Consider the following 19,583-nt stretch of genomic DNA (forward strand, 5'->3'; position numbering starts at 1 on the left):
ATTATATACCTTATTTTGTTATTTGTAAAATGTTTCTAAATAAAAAAGCCCCATAATTTGGTTTTACCAATTCACAGGGCCATTTTCTTATTTACTCTTTCACACCTACATCTTGCAAAACTTCAATATCCTCTTTCATTTCATAATAATAAGAAGGCAATTCTATACCATGTTCTAAGAAATAATCCTCTATGAATGAAATAATGATTTTTAACGTTTTCACACGGGCATACAATTTATCGTTACTTTCAATAATATGCCACTTCGCATTTTGCTTACTTGTTCTTTCAAACATGTCTTCCATCGCTTCAACATACTCATCCCATTTTTCACGATTACGCCAATCTTCATCTGTAATTTTCCATCTTTTCAAAGGATTTTTCTCTCTATCGTTAAATCTCTTTAACTGTTCCTCTTTACTTATATGGTAGAAGAACTTCCCTATTATGTAATGGTCATCTGTTAGTAGTTTTTCAAAATCATTAATCTCATCATATGCTCTCATCCACTCTTCCTTTGTAGCAAAACCTTCAACACGCTCAACTAACACACGACCGTACCATGAGCGATCAAAAATGGTAATTTGCCCGTACTGTGGAATTTTGCGCCAGAAACGTTGCAAATAATGGTAACGTTTTTCATGAGGTGCAGGCGCTCCAATTGGATCTACTTGGAACCCACGTGGGTCAAGATGTTCCGTCACCCGCTTAATTGCCCCACCTTTACCAGCCGCATCCCATCCTTCCATAACAAGCATAACCGCGATTTTTTCTTCTTTCAAAATTTGCTGTAATGCTAATAAGCGCCTTTGATATTTTTCGAGTTTCTTGTTGTACTTAGATTTTGATTCAATTTTTTTCGTTAAATCTACTTTAGCAAGATGTACATTTTCCATAAAACAAAGCCCCCTTGTTGTATGACAATGTTATTTTAACATATTTTTCGGGATTTTTTTCATATCCTAAAAAGCTGTGTAGAAACATCTCTACACAGCTTCCTTCTCTAATTTCACATCTACAAGCACATTTAACTACATTAAAATAAATAATTTATACGGAACTCTTAGTATATTCTTTTTTTAAAACGTAAAAATAGCCCTTTTAAAAAGGGCAGTAATCTAAGTATAGAAAAAACAAATTTATTCTTTCTTACTACATACGTAATTATGCCAGCTATAAGAGTAGTGAATAAGATATTGATTCACTACTCACAATACTCACTTTACATTATATGGTATATTTACTCGTAAAAAGAAGATAATAACAAGTAAATCCATTAAAGAATGGGAGCTCTCAAAAAATGAAACGAAAAATATTAACTCTCTTTACGCTTATATGTTTAGCACTACCAATGCAAGCTAGTGCTTACACATTTCAGTCACTACCGATTGCGTCAAAGTCTAAACAATGGTATGTCGAAATTGATAAATCTCATAACTCAAACAAGCAAGCAATCCAGCCAAAGCAAGGTGTATTTGATACGTATAGTTTACTCGTAAAAAACATCGGTCATGATGTATCAAACGTATCTGTGGAAATACTTGATAACAATCCTACCTCTAAGGCTACCTTTAAACCTACTACACCTAATGAAAATATTTCTAAAAGTCATACAAGCTTTGAGTACATGGTATTCCCATTAGACTTTAATAGTCATAATTTTAAAGTTGTGATCACTTGGGAAGAAAAGAATTTCTCTTATAACGGCCATCCGGTAAATGAAGGTAAAAAAATGAAACAAACATTTGTATTTAGTGAAGAATAAGTCCTAATTTCTTTAGGGCTTATTCTTCTTTTTTGAAACCTGCTTGTATCGCTTCCGTCACTTTTTTTGTGATTTCTAATTTTGTTGCTTCGATACTAATTTTTTGCGCCAAATATGTATGGAAGGCTTTTCATTACAAAGTTGTTTTATTAATACTGGTTGATTATATGCTAGGTTATTTTCTATATAGGTCTAGCCCTCTTTTCCCATATAATCAATTAAATCGACGAATACTCGGTACAGACAATGCTATTCCAATTGTTAAAATTACTAAACTAGCTAGTGTTATAATAGTTATCTCGCCACCTATGACAGTAGCTAACCAGCCTACAACTACATACCCTAATGGCAATAAAGCAAAAGAACCCAACATATCAAGACTTGCCACTCTTCCGAATGCTTCTTCTGGTACAAGTTCCTGTAAACTCGTTTCCCAAATGAGTCCAAATATCATCATGCCAAATCCTTCAATTGCCATTAAGAATATTAAAGCGGGTGCCCAAGAAATGAATGGCATAATTAATAAAGCAATACCACTCATTAAAACACCTCCATAAGCCAGTAATCCTCTCTTATGCCACCGCTCTTTCCCACCAAATATTAATGCAGCAATTACAGCCCCACCACCAGAAAAGGCCATGCCAAGTCCATACACGTAAGCTTCAAAATGATGATGAACATTAAATAACCACGGAATTAATACGACGATAATGCCGGCATAACAAATATTTATAAAAGAAAAAACTAAAATTGTAATCCACAGCCACGGATGACTTTTTAAAACTAATACACCTTCCATAAACTCTTGTTTGTAATTAAGCTTACTCTTTTCAATGGGTTTTACTTTTTCAAACTTAATTTCTTTTAAAAATAATAAACATAAAAATGATAATAAGTACGTTACTGCATCTAGTCCGAAACCTATCCCTGCAGACGCAACCGATACGATTAACCCACCAAGTGCTGGTCCAATTAATCGTATACCTTGATTACTCATTTGAGTGAGTGCGTTAGCTGCATTACGAATTTCAGGAACGAATACTTTCGCCCTTACAGCAGAATATGCTGGTTGGAATATCCCTTCCATAAGTCCGTATAAGGCAACGAGAATGTATAAAACTGTAATTGTTAATAAATCCATAAATATAAGCGATGCAAGTAATAGCATTAATATACAGCGGAGTATATCCGTAAATAACATTAATTTAACCCGATCAATTCGGTCTACAATTAAACCTGCAAACGGTAAAGCGAGAATATTAGGTAGCATGGACATTGCCATTGTCATTCCCATCACAACTGTTGAGCCAATTAATGAATACACAACAACTGGGAGTATGACCATAGTTATCGAACTACCTAAGGCCGAGAGTAATTGTCCAATCCATAAAAATTTAAAGTGTGGTGATACTTTAACCGGTAATAATAATTTACCAACATAACCTAAACTTTTCTCCTTTTGTATTTCTCCTTGCATGTCTCTTCCCTCTTTTCGAATGACTATAGAATTCATAATTTATAACTTAAAATTTATAATATTCAATTTATAATTATATAAGAAACAATTATGTTATGGTAAAATTATCAAAAAAATATAAAGGAGAATACATCATTATGCCTCTAAATTCACATAACATCGAACACCAGATCTATACAATGTGTATGATCCAACGTAACAATGAAGTTTTACTCATAAAACGCCCCAACCATCGAGGTTTCCCTGGCTACATCGCTCCTGGCGGCAAAGTAGATTTCCCCGAAAGTATCGTTCAAGCCGCTATAAGAGAAGTAAAAGAGGAAACTGGATTACTTGTTTCGAATTTAACTTTTAAAGGATTAGATGAATATGTAAATCCGAAAGGTAATGTTCGGTACATGGTATTTAACTACTGGACAGACTCATTTGAAGGTGAACTTCTTTTAAACCCTCCTGAGGGCGAATTATTATGGATACCAATCGATACAGCACTACATCTTCCTATGCAAGATTGGTTTAAAGAGAGATTCCCATTATTTTTTGAAACAGGCACTTTTGAAATTCAACGTGTTTGGGATAATGAGCTAAATAAACAAATTTCTATGACAATTACCCATACATAAAAAAAGCTTGGAAACCTGTCCAAGCCTTTCTTACTTCTAAGTAATTTTTTCAATCTTATAATGAATATGTAAAAATTTAAGTCCAAATATCCACATGCTATGATGAGCTGTTAACATTTTATCCTTATCCTCTGTAATGACGAAAGTCTCTGCTAACGGTAAACGGATTGTTAAGAACCGAGTATGTAAATAAATACCCTCATCTCCCTGACCATTTTCTCTTAACTTACTAGTAATGATTAAATCATGACTATCATTATATATTTTCAAAATACCAGTCATATTCGAATAAGGTAAAGGTAAGGCGATATTCATATATGTCTCATTCTTATTTGTATGCTTTGAATAAAGAGCTACAAAAATAGATTCACCTGCTTCATTTTTCCTTAGCCAAGCCCTTACATTCTCTCTTCCATCTTTCTCATCCATTACACCAATGATAGAGCCATGCATCGGTTCCCACTTGTCGCCCATTCCTAAATGTATTTGTCCTACACGCTTGCTCATTTTCTCATAACAAAATGCAAATGGGCGGAACCAACGAGCCCATTTAATATTTGATTGCAACTCATACTCTGTTGTATTTTCATAAAAACGAATAATACTTAAAGGTACCTCCGTCACGTCAAATGACTCACTATGAAAGTCATTTACTTTATCAACTAAACCGTTGTATTCCTTACTGCCTACTAAGTTGCCGCTATATAAAAAAGCCTCACCAATTGCCACACTTCCTCTTAATTTACTCATTGGTTTCCCATAGTATTTATAATTCGGAACACTCTTTTCGATCATCCAGCCGACAAATGCCGGTAACGCTACTCCAATTCCGTTGACAACACCGTGAATCCAAACCATTTGAGCAATTGTAATCGTCATTACATGCTTCAAATTCCCGTATGAGTATATAAGTGAGAACATAATTGTAACCATGAGTGTACTAGACGAAACGATTAGAAGAATCTTTGCACTGATAGCATTAAATTTTGCTCTCCAAACGTAAAATCCATACCCATAAATCGCACATAAATATAGAAACACTGCAAAAAATTCAAATATTCTCGAGTATGTAATTCCTATTGCGACTGTCATAGGTGAAATCATGATGATAAACATAATAACATCATATACTTTACTTCTCTTTTCTCTTTTTCTCCCTATTAAACCAGCTGATAATGGCAATAGAAACGCCGAATAATGAAAATGTGCAGCTGTGAGTAAAACAATGTCAGAGCTAAACTGCATAATTGAAAGTTTTGCTACTGAAGCAAAAAACCAAAAACCACCTAAAAACAAATAAATAAACGCACTATCTATGGCGGTCTCTTCTAACGGCTTCCATCCTCTTTCTAGCAATCTACTTACACCAAATAACGCAACAATTCCTGTATATACAAACCAAACTAGCGCAAATACATAGTGATTTGTGACGAAAGCTAGCATTGCACAAATTGCTGCAATTGGATATAAAAACGATACGAATTTATAAAATAATAAATACGAGCCATCTCTTTTTCTTTTATCAATAATACAAAGTGACATTGGTATAAATAATAAAACAGATAATAATATAATTGCTTCAACAGGATTTATATTCGACCGCTCACATAATAGAAAAACAACATAACCAGCAAGCCCAAATATTATATTTTTCATATCGTTTATTTCCTTTCCACAAATGTTCCCTTATATGAAAAAAGCGAGCCAATTAACGGGTTTCGTACTTGTACATGAATTCGAAAACACTGTAGTGTTGCATCATAACTTTCAACAATTTTTGCTTCACCATACAAGAATTTTGGCAACGGAATTTTTCTTCCAAACATATAAAACCATTGTTTCTTTGAAGTAATATGCATTGCCCCTAACTCATCGATATGAAAATGTAGTGTAGAAACGAGTAAATGTGGTTCGCCAAAATAATCTACAATTTCATTTTCGTTTTCATCCAATTGCATAACTGCGTTAAAATATCTTTTCTTATTATGAAAATAAAAAGTACGGTTCCACCTTACTAATTCTTGTCCATATTCATCTCGCTCAGCTATGTTTTGTATCGTAAATGGAATTTCCTCTCCTCGTTCCGAGAAAAATATTCGAAACTTCGATGCAATTTTTAATATGAATTTTACGAAAAAGAACCACCGTAAATTTCATCCATCTTTCCTTCCCCTGTAAAACTATTTTCTTCTGTAATCGCATAACGCTTCTGCAATTCAGGATGAAGATTTTTATAGATATCCCCTAATAATCGTTCATACATATTAGCCATACACTTATCCCTTTCTCGTCCTCTTGCAATTTTTCGCGCTTGGTAAATCGAAACTATTTATATAACCGATAATTGATAACCCCATTAGAAGAATATTTAATGTAATCGGATTAAACGGACCTGTAAAACTTGCGATATTCGTAAATCCTGCCGCTATCGTTAAAACCAATAACACAATAATATGCAGTATAAATAATTTTCGTTTTGTTAGTGGCAACAGCCATACGACACCGAAAATTATTTCTAACACCCCAATTATTTTAAGTATATATACACTATTTTCATTTGAACCGATTAATACAGAAAGCATCTTTACTTCTTCTGAATGAGTAAACAGTAGTTTCGGCACTATCCCTTGATATATCCATACAAAAGCAAATAAAGAACATACGAGCCAATACGTCATTGTTCTTCTAATTAGTAACCTAGGATGAAGCCCCTTTTCTAACCATAATTTTAAGGCATCAAAACTCCAAGCGGTCGCCCAACCTAATAACGGACGAAAAATATAGGAATCTATTACATTTCCTATACGACCAAATCTTGTATCATAATCATATTGTGTCTCAAAATGGATGTATTCTTTATTCGGCGTATACTTCCAATAACCACGTCCTATTTGAATAAGAGATAATGTATTATCCGTCCAAAATTTTAAAGAGGAAATTCTTTCACCAGTTTCTTTTCTTATTTCACCTATTGATTCCCCTTCTCCAGCTATTTCAAGCCCAAATCCAATCTTTGTTTTATACAAAAACTTCTGTGGTTCTCCTTCTTTTTTCTCTAAATACGAAATTTCAGTAAAGCGAGCATCCCACTCTGTATGTATATCTGGTTCTTGCGTATATTCCCATAATTTTTCCATCGTCGTGTTCATTTTTGTCGCAACATAAATAGGCTGTTTCCTTTTCATTCTCCCCACCTCCTATGCACTATAAGTTTAATGTACATGCAATGAATTTATTTTGCTACATTTTTCACAAACTTCCTCATAAAAAAGAAAGAATTTTTAAAATATATATAAAACACTTGATTCCACGAAAAATTTAAATTATTATAAAACAAATGTTACCAACAACTTCATAAATCAAACACTCTCGCCTAAAACGTGAGATAGAGGTTGCGATACTTATGAGTATTCTAATGGAGACACAGAGATGTCTATGAACTTAGATGAAAGGAAGTATTGCCGAAATTGATAAATTTCTCTGCATTTATCAATTGGGGCTGTTTTCGAATAGAAACAGAACTGTCATATGTACAGACGTGTACATATGAAGAGCTATCTACAAAAAAGAGATATCATTTTTTTATGATATTCCTTTTTTGGCGGTTTTTTTATTAGCTCCGTTTTCTGTTTCCCTTTTCCTGTAACAGCACCATCCTCACTTATTTGAGATGGTGTTTTTTGTTTGTCTTTCTGGTAACTACAGGAGTATTGGGATTTATATATTTCCTAATCTATTCTTAAAAATAGACGAAAGAAGGAATTTGTAATGGAAACAATTGTTCAAAAATTTGGTGGCACTTCTGTCGGAAGCGTCGAACGCATTCAACATGTAGCAAATTTAATTATTGAAGAATATGAACGAGGTCATAGCATTGTCTCTGTCGTTTCAGCAATGGGAAAAAGCACAGATGAACTTGTCGCACTCGCTAACGCTATCACAGAAAATCCAAGTAAACGTGAAATGGATATGCTTCTATCTACAGGAGAACAAGTAACTATTTCATTATTAACAATGGCACTGCAAGCAAAAGGCTATCATGCAATTTCATTAACAGGGTGGCAAGCAGGTATTACGACAGAATCTGTACATAGTAGTGCACGGATTACTGACATTCATACAGATCGTATTCAATCTTATCTTGCTGAAGGCACGATTGTTATCGTAGCTGGTTTCCAAGGTATAAGTGTAGAAAATGAAATTACAACGCTTGGCCGTGGTGGTTCTGATACGACTGCTGTCGCACTAGCCGCTGCACTTAAAGCAAAAAAATGTGATATTTATACGGATGTGACAGGCGTATATACGACGGACCCACGAGTTGTAAAAGATGCTTACAAATTAGATGAAATTTCTTATGACGAAATGTTAGAGCTTGCTAATCTCGGTGCTGGCGTATTACACCCGCGCGCTGTTGAGTTTGCTAAAAATCATAACGTAGTTTTAGAAGTTCGCTCAAGTATGGAACAAGAAAACGGAACAATTGTAAAAGGAGAATGTAACATGGAACAACAATCAATCGTTAAAGGTATTGCATTTGAGGATAACATTACACGTGTCACAATTAAAGGACTAGAACAAGGCTCGCTTTCAACAGTTTTCTCTACATTAGCAGCAGCACACATTAATGTAGATATCATCATTCAAAGTATTACAAATGAAGGAACTGTACATCTCTCCTTCTCCATTCACTCGAATGATTTAAGAGAAACTTTAAAAGTTTTGGAACAAAATCAAGAAACTCTTCACTACGAATCTGTAGAACATGAAAATCACTTAGCAAAAGTATCAATCGTAGGATCTGGCATGGTATCTAACCCTGGTGTCGCTGCAAATATGTTCACTACTTTAAAAGAAGAAAATATTCATATCAAAATGGTAAGTACATCAGAAATTAAAGTGTCTGTCGTTATTGACCGCCTTCATTTAGTAACAGGTGTTGAGGCGTTGCATCAATCATTTATGGCGAAAATTGAGCCTTTAGTGCAAATGAGCTAATTTGATATTTTCAGTAACGCTTATAAAAAAATCATATTAATCTACTTCCTTCCTATTAAATAAAATGCTGTTCGTTAACAAGATGCTATATGACATATAAAAAAACACCTTGTCACCTTTTCATATACTATGACAAGGTGTTTTTGACTGAAAGGAATTTGTAACTACTTAGTAGTATAATTATGAGGATGATTAAATAATAAACTTTTATACATAAGGAGATAAGACTATGGCAAAAAACAAATTACTACGAATGGACAATGTCAGCATCGTTGTAGAATCCCTTGATAACGCAATCTCTTTCTTCGAGGAGATTGGCTTGAACCTCGAAGGGCGAGCCACTGTCGAAGGTGAATGGGCTGGTCGCGTAACTGGACTCGGCTCTCAGTGCGTAGAGATTGCTATGATGGTCACTCCAGATGGCCACAGCCGAATTGAACTTTCGCGATTTCTCACCCCACCTACTGTATCAGATCACCGAAATACTCCTGTAAACGCCCTCGGTTATCTACGCGTCATGTTCACCGTTGAAGACATTGACGAAATGGTATCCAGACTCACTAAGCATGGTGCAGAACTCGTTGGCGAAGTAGTTCAATACGAGAACTCGTATCGTCTCTGCTACATTCGTGGAGTCGAAGGAATTTTAATCGGTTTAGCGGAAGAACTCGGTAATAAATAAGCAAGTGACGTTTTATAAAAAAGAAGGAATAGCTCTATATTTAAGCTATTCCCTCACTTCTATTAAAACAGATGAATGTTTTCTTTTTTACAAGCTGCACGTAAATCGTCAGGCCATACAGAAGATTGAACTTCACCGATATGTGCTTTACGTAAGAAGTACATGCACATTCTTGATTGTCCAATGCCACCGCCGATTGTTAATGGTAGTACGTCTTCTAATATACCTTTATGGAAATCATACTCACGTTTGAAGTCTTCACCAGTTTTCGTTAACTGCTCATCAAGTGATTTACTATCAACACGAATTCCCATTGATGATAATTCAAATGAAGATTGTAGTACTGGGTGCCAGAATAAAATATCACCGTTTAATTTCCAATCGTCATAATCAGCCGCGCGTCCATCATGCTTTTCACCTGAACGAAGTGCATCACCAATTCCAATAATAAAGACTGCACCGTGTTCTTTCGCAATTGCGTGTTCACGATCTTTCGGTGTTAATTCTGGATATTTATCTTCTAGTTCTTGAGAAGTAATGAAAACAATCTCTTCTGGTAAATACTTTCCAAGGAACGGATATTTTTCAAATAAGTGATCTTCTAAATCTTTGAATATTCCATAAATTGTTTGTACTGTTTTTTGTAAGTAATCGACAGTACGCCATTCTTTTTGAACGATTTTTTCCCAATCCCATTGGTCAACGTAAATGGAATGCGTTGCATCAAGTTCTTCATCACGACGAATCGCGTTCATGTTTGTATATAAACCTTCACCAGCTTCGTATCCGTATTCATGTAATGCAAATCGTTTCCATTTCGCTAGTGAATGAACAATTTCTAATTCTTCTCCTGAATGTAACATATCAAATTCAATTGGGCGTTCTACACCGTTCAGGTGATCGTTTAATCCTGATTTTTTCGTTACGAATAATGGTGCAGATACGCGGAATAGTTCAAGGCGTTTTGCTAATTGGTCCTCGAAAAATGTTTTAACTTCCTTAATTGCGATTTGAGTCTCTCTTACTGTCATTAATGATTGATACATGGTGGTTTCCTCCTAAAATGTTTGGATGTTGTGAAAAGAAGCCAACAAAAAAAGCCCTTCTTTCCCAAAAAACTGGGACGAAAGGCTTTGGTTCCGCGGTACCACCCAAATTAGCAACAGAGGTTGCTCACTTATACAGTACGGAGATGAAATATCTCGATACTGTTCTTCTTGTAACGGCGAAGTTCCCGGCTAAGTCTACTTTCCTATAAAGGATTTCGGTTAGCAACTCCAGGAGGTTCTTCATAATAGGCTTCGTATCAGGCTCACACCACCCCTGACTCGCTTAAACTACGTCCTACTACTACTCGTCCTTTCATAGTCGTTTTGTTGTCACATCTCTGAAACATTTTATTAATGATTATTCTATACAAAAAATAAAGAAAGTCAACAAAAAGTTTTAAAATGTTTTTCAATTCTTTATTTTACGGCTTTATTGATTGTTGTTAATTTAACATCTTTACTTTTTCTGCCTCGTCAATCCAAAAAATGTTTCACTGATCGAAACTAACGTATACACAACAATTAATGTGATCGTTCGGAATATCGAATCCGCAGTATTTCTTATTATTTTCATTTTCTTTATAATTCCTTTCAGTTTACTTGCAATTTCATGATATACTATAGCATTCAAGCAGTTTATTTTTACTTAAAGTAATCATAGTCATTTATAAAGAGTATTTTCTAAATCATTGACTATTATCAAATAAGATTTTTATATAACGGAGTGATCATATGAGTAAAACGAAAGCAAAACCGAAAAAAGGTGTAGGACAAGGTACAGGAAGTAAAGGATGGAACCGTTGGCAATCAAGTGCAAAGAAAAAGGCAGCTGCCAAACCATACAAAAGTAAAGGTACAAAGAAGTAATTTAAATAACATTTGATTTCTTTACTTTGTACAAAACAAAATATAATTATTACAACAAAAAAGCTATGCCCCTCATAAATTTGAAGGCATAGCTTTTTTATATTAAATCATTAAAATATCTCGAATTTCTTCCTCTGTGATTGAGGACAATTTCTCTTCTCCCGGCTCAATCACTTCAGCGATTAAATTTTTCTTACTTTCTTGCAGTTCATGCATTTTCTCCTCAATTGTTCCCTGAGCTACTAGCTTTATAACTTGCACTGTATTTTTTTGTCCCATTCGATACGCTCTATCGGCCGCTTGTTGTTCAACAGCTGGATTCCACCATAAATCATATAATATTACTGTATCTGCACCAGTTAAATTAAGTCCGGTACCACCAGCTTTTAAAGAAATGAGAAAGAGATCTCCTTCTCCTTCGTTAAACCGATCGCACAGCTCTACACGTTCCTGCGCTGGTGTACTCCCGTCTAAATAAAAGTATGGAATTGCTTGTCGATTTAACTCACGACCAATAATAGAAAGCATCTTCGTAAATTGAGAAAAAATTAATATTCTCTTCCCTGTACTTCTACATTCCTCTAGAATCTCTAACAGTTGTTCAAATTTAGCTGAACTTCCTTTGTAATCATCAACAAATAAAGCGGGATGACAACAAATTTGTCGCAATCTCGTTAAACCAGCTAAAATTCTAATTTTATTTTTACGTAACGTGTCTTTGTCTAAATGCTTCAACGTTTCTTCCCTTAACTTCGCTAAATAAGCAGCATAGAGACTCTTTTGATCGGGTAATAACTCCGATGATTGTAAGTGCTCTATTTTCTCTGGCAACTCATTTAATACGTCCCCTTTTAACCGTCTTAATACGAATGGTTTCACTCGCTTCGCTATATCTTCACGCCTTAAATCACCGAACTCTTTTCTTCCTGGTAATAATTCCGGGAAAACGACATGGAAGATAGACCATAGCTCTTCTAATGAATTTTCTACAGGTGTCCCCGTTAGTCCGAAACGGTATTCAGCTTGAATTGTTTTCACAGCTCTTGCCGTTTGTGTTGTAGGGTTTTTAAACGCCTGTGCTTCATCAAGAAATAGTGTATGAAATGGTCTTGCATATAATCTTATATCTCTTCTCAGTAATGGATATGACGTAATTATGACATCAAATTCCGCTATATCTTTCAAAATCTTCCGGCGCTCTGCTTGGTTTCCATCTGCAATAACCGCTCTAATATGCGGGGCGAATTTTTTCAATTCACTAAACCAATTATAAACAAGAGATGATGGTGAAACGACTAATATAGGCAGCTTCTTTTCTCGAATCTCAGGCAAAACAGAATCTATAAAAGCAATGCTTTGCAACGTTTTTCCAAGTCCCATATCATCTGCCAAAATACCGCCAAAACGGTAATAAGCAAGTGTTTTCATCCATTCGAACCCATATACTTGATACTTTCTCATTTCTGCATTTAAAGTATTTGGCACAGCAAACTTTAATTTTTTCGGATTTTGAATGTTTTCTACTAACTCTTGAACAGAATCATCCACACTTAAAACATTGCCTTCATGAAGTCCATTCATCCATTTTACACTCCGAATAAGCGGAACATTTACCTCTTCTCCATGTAAAAATTCTTTCCGAATACCTGATTCTTTTATAAACTGATTAATTTCATTAAACTCTTTACTCTCTAGCGATAAAAAAGAACCGTTCGCCAATCGATAATATTTACGTTTCTCTTCAAGGGCCGCTAATACACCTTTAATTTCTGCTTCTGGTATTCCTTTTATATCAAAACGAAATGACAACCAATCAATTCTTTCTTTTCTTCTCACTCTAATAAGAGGAACTACATCCCCTTTACTAATTCGCAATTTAATTGCTGTCGTCGCATAAATATCAACTAAACCTTTTAATGTTGGCACGACGTGATATAAAAAGTTATACTCAGCTTCTTCATTATGCATAAAGTAACCGCCTTCTGTTTTTGCAAAGGCACTTTCACTCATAATGTCTAAAATCTCTTTTTCCTTTTTCTCATCACGATTAAAAACAGACGGCTGTCCATCCTCTTCTAGCGGATTAATCATGACGTTCCCATAGTGAAATTCAAGACCTGCTAATAAGCGATTTTTCACGCGGTCTAAATACAATTTCGCTTTTAGCGAAGGTGTTTCAACACGATCCGATATTACTTCATCAATGTGTACAGTTCCGAGCTTCATTAATCCTGGTACAACTTTCCCGACGAAATGTTCCATCTTACTTTCTGGAATATAAAACTGATTACTATTTGAGCGACTTATCATCTTTTGTAATTCAATAAGTCGCATACAATCTTCAATGTGTAAGTGATATAATTTCCCATCGTAAAGTGCATTGTTATACATATCCATAACTCGTACACGATTTAGACCATCTATATGAATTGTAAATCCGCCATTATTTCCCTTTTTAAATTCAAAGTGTAACGGCAACAAACCTTTTGAAACTTGTAATCCCTGAAACAGTTGTTCATTTTGTTTCAGCTGTACATATTCAACTTTAGAAAGTGAAGAGAGCATATCTTTCCATGAAGCTGGTGGTATGAATATCATACTTTCATCTTGTTTCGCATGTACTTCTAGCGCATCCTCATACATTTTTTCGTTATGATACATTTTAATGAGCTGCTGGATAATCGCATCCGTTTCTTGTTTAAAACTATGTACATCTGGCGTATATGTAAATTCATTTGAACAATGAAAAGACTCTCTTTTCTCCACCTTAGAAAGAAATTCTCTAATATGATTTATGAAATACACTTTGGCAAGTTTCAATTGAATTCCAAGTAGAGCTCCACCACTTCTCGTAGCTACTGGTGTACATATAAACTCAACATCTAATATTTCGCGTGTATCAAAACGGTGTTGTTTACTTTTTGGCCTCAGTGGTTTGTCCGCAAACAGCTGAAACATACCACTTGTCAATTGATCGTTTCTGTTACTAGTGGAGCTCATTCCACCTGTTTGTTGATTATAGTTTATTTGTATTAATACTGCTGCAACATGTTGACAATACGTTTGAAAAGACGATAATGAAGGACAACTACATTTTGCAACAACATCACCCTTTTTAGCTTTTTCTACTGTAACATGGAAATCCTCGTTCCCTTTTACTGTAGCCTCGCAAATTTCTTTATTTTTATCATAATGATTTATTATCACTTTATTTGATTTATAATAGGCTTCACCTCTTTTATATGAGGTCTCTCCGCACACTTCTTTAATAATCGATTTATTCAATGTGAAACTCATCGCTTTGACACTTCCTTAATATAAAACCATTTTCTCTTACTTAACATTTTACATGCTCCACGAGAAAATATAAAATGTTGATTTAACAAAAAAGATGCTTATTTATAAGCATCTTCTTCACTCTATTTCCATCAACCTCTTCGCCTCAAAATACAACACTTGAATAAACTTCTTTGTATTAATTCGCGTATGACCAGAAGATGCAAGTTCATCTTTCGTCATTTCTGTCATCCGTTTTCTAACTACAGTGAAATCGAAAAATTTTGGAGCATAGCTTTCAAATTTTGGATTTGAAAAGTCTGTTAGTCCTAAAGAAGCCAAATGATTTAACGACTGATAAATAGCTCGACGTACTCTTTGTTCAGACGCTTTTTTCTCTTTATCAATATCCGCCTCTAAAGCTATATCCCCTAATTTCCTTATCGTAATATGATGAAAAATTTCTTTTAACGCAGGAAAGCCAAAGTCAAATGTCTGTGCCTTTTCTTGACCATATAAATATTCCAGCATACTAAGTAAATCTTTACTTCCATTCTCTCCCGCAATACCGAGTTCTGATAGTAAAAATCGCCCTAAATCCCCTATCTTTTTTCCTTCTTGTACTGGTTCAGTACGCAATTGCGGTTTTTCCCACTGAAACACGTTATTCAATGATTTTTGAATATCATGTATAGAACGCTCCAATCTAATACGCTCTATCACTTTGCGTACAACAGATACAACTTCGATTTTATTTAATGGTTTTGTAATATAATATTCTACACCAAATGTATATGCCTCACCTATAAGCTGCTTCGATTCCACTTGAGAAATCATAATAATTTTCCCCGTGAAAGTTGACGCAATGTGACGAACTGTTTCAATTCCGTCCCTCATCGGCATCAACAAATCAATAAATAAAATATCTATTTTTTTAAAATTTAGTTGATCCGCTTCAATAAAAGCTCCGTCATCCGCCTCACCAATTACTTCTCCAAGATCTCCATCTTCAATAATTTGCGACAGCATTGAACGGAAAACTTCATCATCGTCTACGATATAATAAAACAAATCTATTCCCCTTCCCGCTTTAAACTGCACTCCGGTAAACAAACGATAAACTTACACCCTTTTCCGGTTTCATTGTCTTCTAATCTTACTTCTCCGCCTAGCTCTGTTACCATTTCATGTATGTAAGAAAGTCCAATGCCTGTTGACGGTGTTCCTGTTTGATCATACTTGGAAGTAAACCCGGGCTTAAATACTAATTTTTTATACTTTTGTGCAATACCAGGGCCATCGTCAATTACTTCAAATATTACATGTTGCTCTCGTTTATATAAATCAATATGAATGAGACCTCTATCTTCAATTGCTTCCACTGCATTGGCAACTAAGTTATTAAAGATTGATAGCACTGTATACACGTGATATGCAGCGTGTTCACCTTCTATATATTTAGAAAAACGTATATCTTTCTCTAGCATTCCAGCGTACTTTTCATTTATTCTTACAATCATTTCTGTAAGCTCATGTCCTTCTACATACTCAGCTACATTTTTATCTAATAACAGTTTAGATAATCCCGCAAAAATTCTTTGATTATCCTTTTTTATTTCGTGCACTTCTCCTGCTATTTTCAATGCTGTTTTACTATTGGGATCATCGTTCGCTTGTAAATTTCGATATAGTTGATATGCTTCTTGTGTAATTAACTCTGCATTTTGTAATGTCTTTTTCAAATGAACAGATTCCACATATAAATTAGAAAGATGCATTAACATGTTTTCATTTTCTTTTCGAACTTGCGATTCTTTTAATTTCGTTTCATATAAATTCATCATATTTAAAAAACCAAGTGCAAAGAAACTACGAAAAATAGCAATAATAATAAGTTTATTTACTTCAGAAATCGTTATTGTTGTACCGAGTACTAACATGTGATAGAACGCAAGTTCTGACATACTTGCAACAATTTCAATTGAAATGCCAAGGCATCCAATAATGATTGGTTTCTGATGGAACTTATTTACCCTGCAAAGCGAAAAAAGACTGCCATAAATAAAATAATAGAAGAACACAGGATAACGCAAATAAAATGATTCTGTCATATGAAATGAACCTTGCATGATCCAGTCAAGACATACTCGGAATAAGACTACAGATATACCAACAAGAATACCTGCAACTCCTGCTGGTACTCTTCTTAAAAATAATAATAAAAAGAAAAATAGCGGTGTACCGAAGCTAACTCGAAACGTATCATTAAAGGGATGAAAGTTCAGCTCCCCAGCAATAGGAACAACGACCATTAATATAATTAAAAGGGACATATCTTTCTTCCATAATTGATTCCAATTCAAAGGTGCCACTTCCTATACTTTTTTTCAGTAGTAAAGCGAAAGCCCGCTTATTGTTATAAACGGGCTTTTTTTCTATATTCTAACCTTTTCTACCGCTTTTATTTGGCGGTACTCCGGCTCCCATATTGCTTCTTTCACTGCCATCTTAATATCGTTATCACTTAAGTTCACTCTTGCAACACCTTCTGCAACTGCAACTTTAGCTACTTCAATTGCAACCATTTCTGAGATATTACGTAATTCTTCGACCTCTGGTAAAATAGGTGCTCCTGGCTGACTTGTATCTACCATACTTGCAACTGCTTCAGCAGCTGCTGCGAACATTCCATCCGTCATAACGCTTGCACGTACTACAATTGTTCCAAGACCAAGCCCTGGGAAAATAAGTGCATTATTTGATTGTCCAATCACATACGTTACACCGTTATATGTAACTGGTTCAAATGGACTTCCTGTTGCAACTAATGCTCTTCCTTCTGTCCACTCGATTACATCTGCTGGCTTTGCTTCAGCAAGCGGTGTTGGATTCGACATTGGTAAAATGATTGGTCTTTCTACGTGAGAAGCCATTTCTTTAATAATTTCCTCTTTAAATGCGCCCGCAACAGTAGATGTACCAATTAAAATTGTCGGTTTTACATGTTTCACAACTTCAGCAAGTCCGATCATATCATTTTGCTTCCACTCACTTACTTCCGCTTCTTTTCTTGCGTACGGAATTTGGAAATCAAGAAGGTCTTCCATATTATCTGTAACTAATCCGTTACGATCAATACACCAGAAACGCTTATATGATTCTTCTTCAGATACGCCTACGCGGACCATCGCATCTCTAACTTGATCTGCGATACCGATTCCAGCCGTACCAGCACCAAATACAACAACGCGGTGTTCACTTAATGGTACACCAGAAGCTTTCACTGCCGATAACACAGCAGCAAGTGAAACTGCACCTGTACCTTGAATATCATCATTAAATGTACAAATATCATGACGATATTTATCTAAAATTTTTCGTGCATTTCGAGAACTAAAGTCTTCCCAATGTAAAAGTGCTTTCGGGAATTGTTTATTCACTGCTTGTACAAATGTATCAATAAATTCATCGTAAGCTTCACCAGTTATACGAGGGTGACGATTTCCAATATAAAATGGATTGTTTAATAGTTCCTCACGATTTGTACCCACATCTAAAATTACCGGTAATACACGGCTAGGATCGATACCAACTGCGGCCGTATAAACAGCTAATTTCCCGATTGCGATGTTTATACCACCAACACCCCAGTCACCAATTCCAAGTATGCCTTCTCCATCTGTTACAACGACTAAATCAATGTTTTCAGCTGTTGCACCGATATTGGCGAATGCTTCTTCGATACCCGACGGATCGTTAATTGATAAATACACACCACGCGGTTTACGGTATTCATGACTATACCTTTGAATTGCTACACCGACTGTTGGTGTATATACAATTGGTAACATTTCACGTAAGTGATTTGTTAATATACGATAAAATAATACTTCATTTCGATCATGTAACGCTGTTAAATATACGTTCTTTAATAAATCATCCGGCTGAGAACAGAATTGTTCATATGCTCGGCGTGCTTGTTCTTCTAATGTTAAAACTGCTGGCGGTAATAACCCTTTTAAACCTAATTCTTCTCTCTCTTCTTGCGTGAAAGCGACCCCTTTATTTAAAAGTGGTGTCGATAATACTTCTACTCCTCTTAATGTCGTTTCTAATGAACCATTAGAAGCTACTGTAAACTTACTCATAACATCCCTACCTCTATTCATATATAGCATTTCTATATTGTAAACAAAAAAGAGGGGATTGTCCCCCCTCTTCTTTTAATTTTTCTTTAAAAGAGTTGCTCCTGCAATCCCTGGGTGCGTCATTTCGAATGGATCTAGAATTAACTCTAAGTCTTCTTGTGACAGTACACCGTTTTTCACACAAAGTTCTCGAACGGATTGACCTGTTGCAATTGCTTCTTTCGCAACGCGAGCTGCTGCTTCATAACCGATATGAGGGTTCACGGCTGTAATAATTCCTACACTCTTCTCAACATACTCTTTTAAGCGATCTTCATTCGCTTCAATTCCTTTTAAGCAATTATCTGTAAAGGCACGGAAACCGTTATTCATAATGCTAATAGATTGAAGTAAGTTGAAAACAAGTACTGGTTCCATAACGTTTAATTCTAACTGTCCTGCTTCTGAAGCAAGGCAAATTGTATGGTCGTTACCAATTACTTGGAACGCAATTTGATTAATTACTTCTGGCATAACAGGGTTTACTTTCCCTGGCATAATAGATGAACCTGGTTGACGAGCAGGCAACATAATTTCCGCTAAGCCAACACGTGGACCTGATGCCATTAAGCGAAGGTCATTCGCAATTTTAGACATATTCATCATACATACTTTCAGTGCTGCTGATACTTCTGTGTATGCATCCGTATTTTGCGTTGC

At 35.2% G+C, this 19,583-nt stretch carries 15 protein-coding genes, 1 pseudogene, 1 riboswitch and 1 other annotated feature; of the genes and pseudogenes, 5 read left to right on the forward strand and 11 right to left on the reverse strand.

Annotated elements, in window-relative coordinates:
• Positions 1-91: 91 nt before the first annotated feature.
• Positions 92-895 carry a polyphosphate kinase 2 family protein gene (locus tag DN403_RS25515; protein ID WP_016077878.1) on the reverse strand — a complete coding sequence of 268 codons (804 nt, stop codon included), beginning with the start codon at positions 893-895 and terminating at the stop codon, positions 92-94.
• A gap of 404 nt (positions 896-1,299) precedes the next feature.
• Here DN403_RS25515 and DN403_RS25520 point away from each other — a divergent pair, with 404 nt between their 5' ends.
• Positions 1,300-1,764, forward strand: coding sequence for a hypothetical protein (locus tag DN403_RS25520; RefSeq protein ID WP_000823339.1), 465 nt, complete (start codon positions 1,300-1,302; stop codon positions 1,762-1,764).
• A 214-nt stretch (positions 1,765-1,978) separates the two neighbouring features.
• On the opposite strand, the gene DN403_RS25525 is transcribed toward DN403_RS25520, so the two are convergent.
• The gene (locus tag DN403_RS25525) at positions 1,979-3,241 is read right to left on the reverse strand and encodes an MFS transporter (protein ID WP_016077879.1); all 1,263 of its coding nucleotides are present in this window, start codon (positions 3,239-3,241) and stop codon (positions 1,979-1,981) included.
• A gap of 137 nt (positions 3,242-3,378) precedes the next feature.
• Between DN403_RS25525 and DN403_RS25530 the strand changes: the two genes are divergently transcribed.
• Positions 3,379-3,864, forward strand: a complete 486-nt coding sequence (locus tag DN403_RS25530) for an 8-oxo-dGTP diphosphatase (protein WP_001130579.1) — start codon at positions 3,379-3,381, stop codon at positions 3,862-3,864.
• A gap of 36 nt (positions 3,865-3,900) precedes the next feature.
• On the opposite strand, the gene DN403_RS25535 is transcribed toward DN403_RS25530, so the two are convergent.
• The 3 genes and pseudogenes from DN403_RS25535 to DN403_RS25545 all read right to left on the reverse strand — a co-directional run bounded on the left by DN403_RS25535 (position 3,901) and on the right by DN403_RS25545 (position 7,049).
• A complete protein-coding gene (locus tag DN403_RS25535; RefSeq protein WP_149185863.1) occupies positions 3,901-5,520 on the reverse strand; it encodes a YndJ family protein in 1,620 nt (539 codons plus the stop codon).
• Between the two features lie 5 nt (positions 5,521-5,525).
• Positions 5,526-6,136, reverse strand: a pseudogene (locus DN403_RS25540) (DUF4166 domain-containing protein).
• 4 nt (positions 6,137-6,140) lie between these two features.
• A complete protein-coding gene (locus DN403_RS25545) occupies positions 6,141-7,049 on the reverse strand; it encodes a DoxX-like family protein (protein WP_016077881.1) in 909 nt (302 codons plus the stop codon).
• Between the two features lie 193 nt (positions 7,050-7,242).
• Positions 7,243-7,429, forward strand: a riboswitch (Lysine riboswitch).
• A 203-nt stretch (positions 7,430-7,632) separates the two neighbouring features.
• Here DN403_RS25545 and DN403_RS25555 point away from each other — a divergent pair.
• Both DN403_RS25555 and DN403_RS25560 read left to right on the forward strand, forming a co-directional pair.
• Positions 7,633-8,862: an aspartate kinase gene (locus tag DN403_RS25555; RefSeq protein ID WP_000448034.1), complete on the forward strand. Its 1,230-nt coding sequence runs from the start codon at positions 7,633-7,635 to the stop codon at positions 8,860-8,862.
• Between the two features lie 229 nt (positions 8,863-9,091).
• Positions 9,092-9,544, forward strand: a complete 453-nt coding sequence (locus DN403_RS25560) for a VOC family protein (RefSeq protein ID WP_001107268.1) — start codon at positions 9,092-9,094, stop codon at positions 9,542-9,544.
• A 62-nt stretch (positions 9,545-9,606) separates the two neighbouring features.
• On the opposite strand, the gene asnA is transcribed toward DN403_RS25560, so the two are convergent.
• Positions 9,607-10,590, reverse strand: coding sequence for an aspartate--ammonia ligase (gene asnA, locus DN403_RS25565; protein WP_000284912.1), 984 nt, complete (start codon positions 10,588-10,590; stop codon positions 9,607-9,609).
• A 70-nt stretch (positions 10,591-10,660) separates the two neighbouring features.
• Positions 10,661-10,919 (reverse strand) — a binding site (T-box leader).
• 406 nt (positions 10,920-11,325) lie between these two features.
• Here asnA and DN403_RS25570 point away from each other — a divergent pair.
• A complete protein-coding gene (locus DN403_RS25570) occupies positions 11,326-11,460 on the forward strand; it encodes a DUF3934 domain-containing protein (protein WP_000047588.1) in 135 nt (44 codons plus the stop codon).
• 102 nt (positions 11,461-11,562) lie between these two features.
• On the opposite strand, the gene DN403_RS25575 is transcribed toward DN403_RS25570, so the two are convergent.
• The 5 genes from DN403_RS25575 to DN403_RS25595 form a co-directional block, all read right to left on the reverse strand.
• Positions 11,563-14,757 (reverse strand): DEAD/DEAH box helicase, encoded by a 3,195-nt coding sequence (locus DN403_RS25575; RefSeq protein ID WP_137073173.1) that lies wholly within the window; start codon positions 14,755-14,757, stop codon positions 11,563-11,565.
• Positions 14,758-14,874: 117 nt separating this feature from the next.
• Positions 14,875-15,807 (reverse strand): response regulator, encoded by a 933-nt coding sequence (locus DN403_RS25580; RefSeq protein WP_000500296.1) that lies wholly within the window; start codon positions 15,805-15,807, stop codon positions 14,875-14,877.
• Between the two features lie 2 nt (positions 15,808-15,809).
• Positions 15,810-17,108, reverse strand: coding sequence for a sensor histidine kinase (locus DN403_RS25585; protein ID WP_079997134.1), 1,299 nt, complete (start codon positions 17,106-17,108; stop codon positions 15,810-15,812).
• A 63-nt stretch (positions 17,109-17,171) separates the two neighbouring features.
• Complete coding sequence (gene malS / locus DN403_RS25590) at positions 17,172-18,884, reverse strand: oxaloacetate-decarboxylating malate dehydrogenase (RefSeq protein ID WP_000033289.1); 1,713 nt, start codon at positions 18,882-18,884, stop codon at positions 17,172-17,174.
• A 75-nt stretch (positions 18,885-18,959) separates the two neighbouring features.
• Positions 18,960-19,583, reverse strand: a 624-nt coding sequence (locus DN403_RS25595) for a lyase family protein (RefSeq protein ID WP_255452063.1), incomplete at its 5' end; no start/stop codon positions are given.

This window comes from Bacillus sp. AY2-1, assembly GCF_008368965.1.
In the GTDB taxonomy this organism is placed as follows: Bacteria; Bacillota; Bacilli; order Bacillales; family Bacillaceae_G; genus Bacillus_A; species Bacillus_A thuringiensis_S.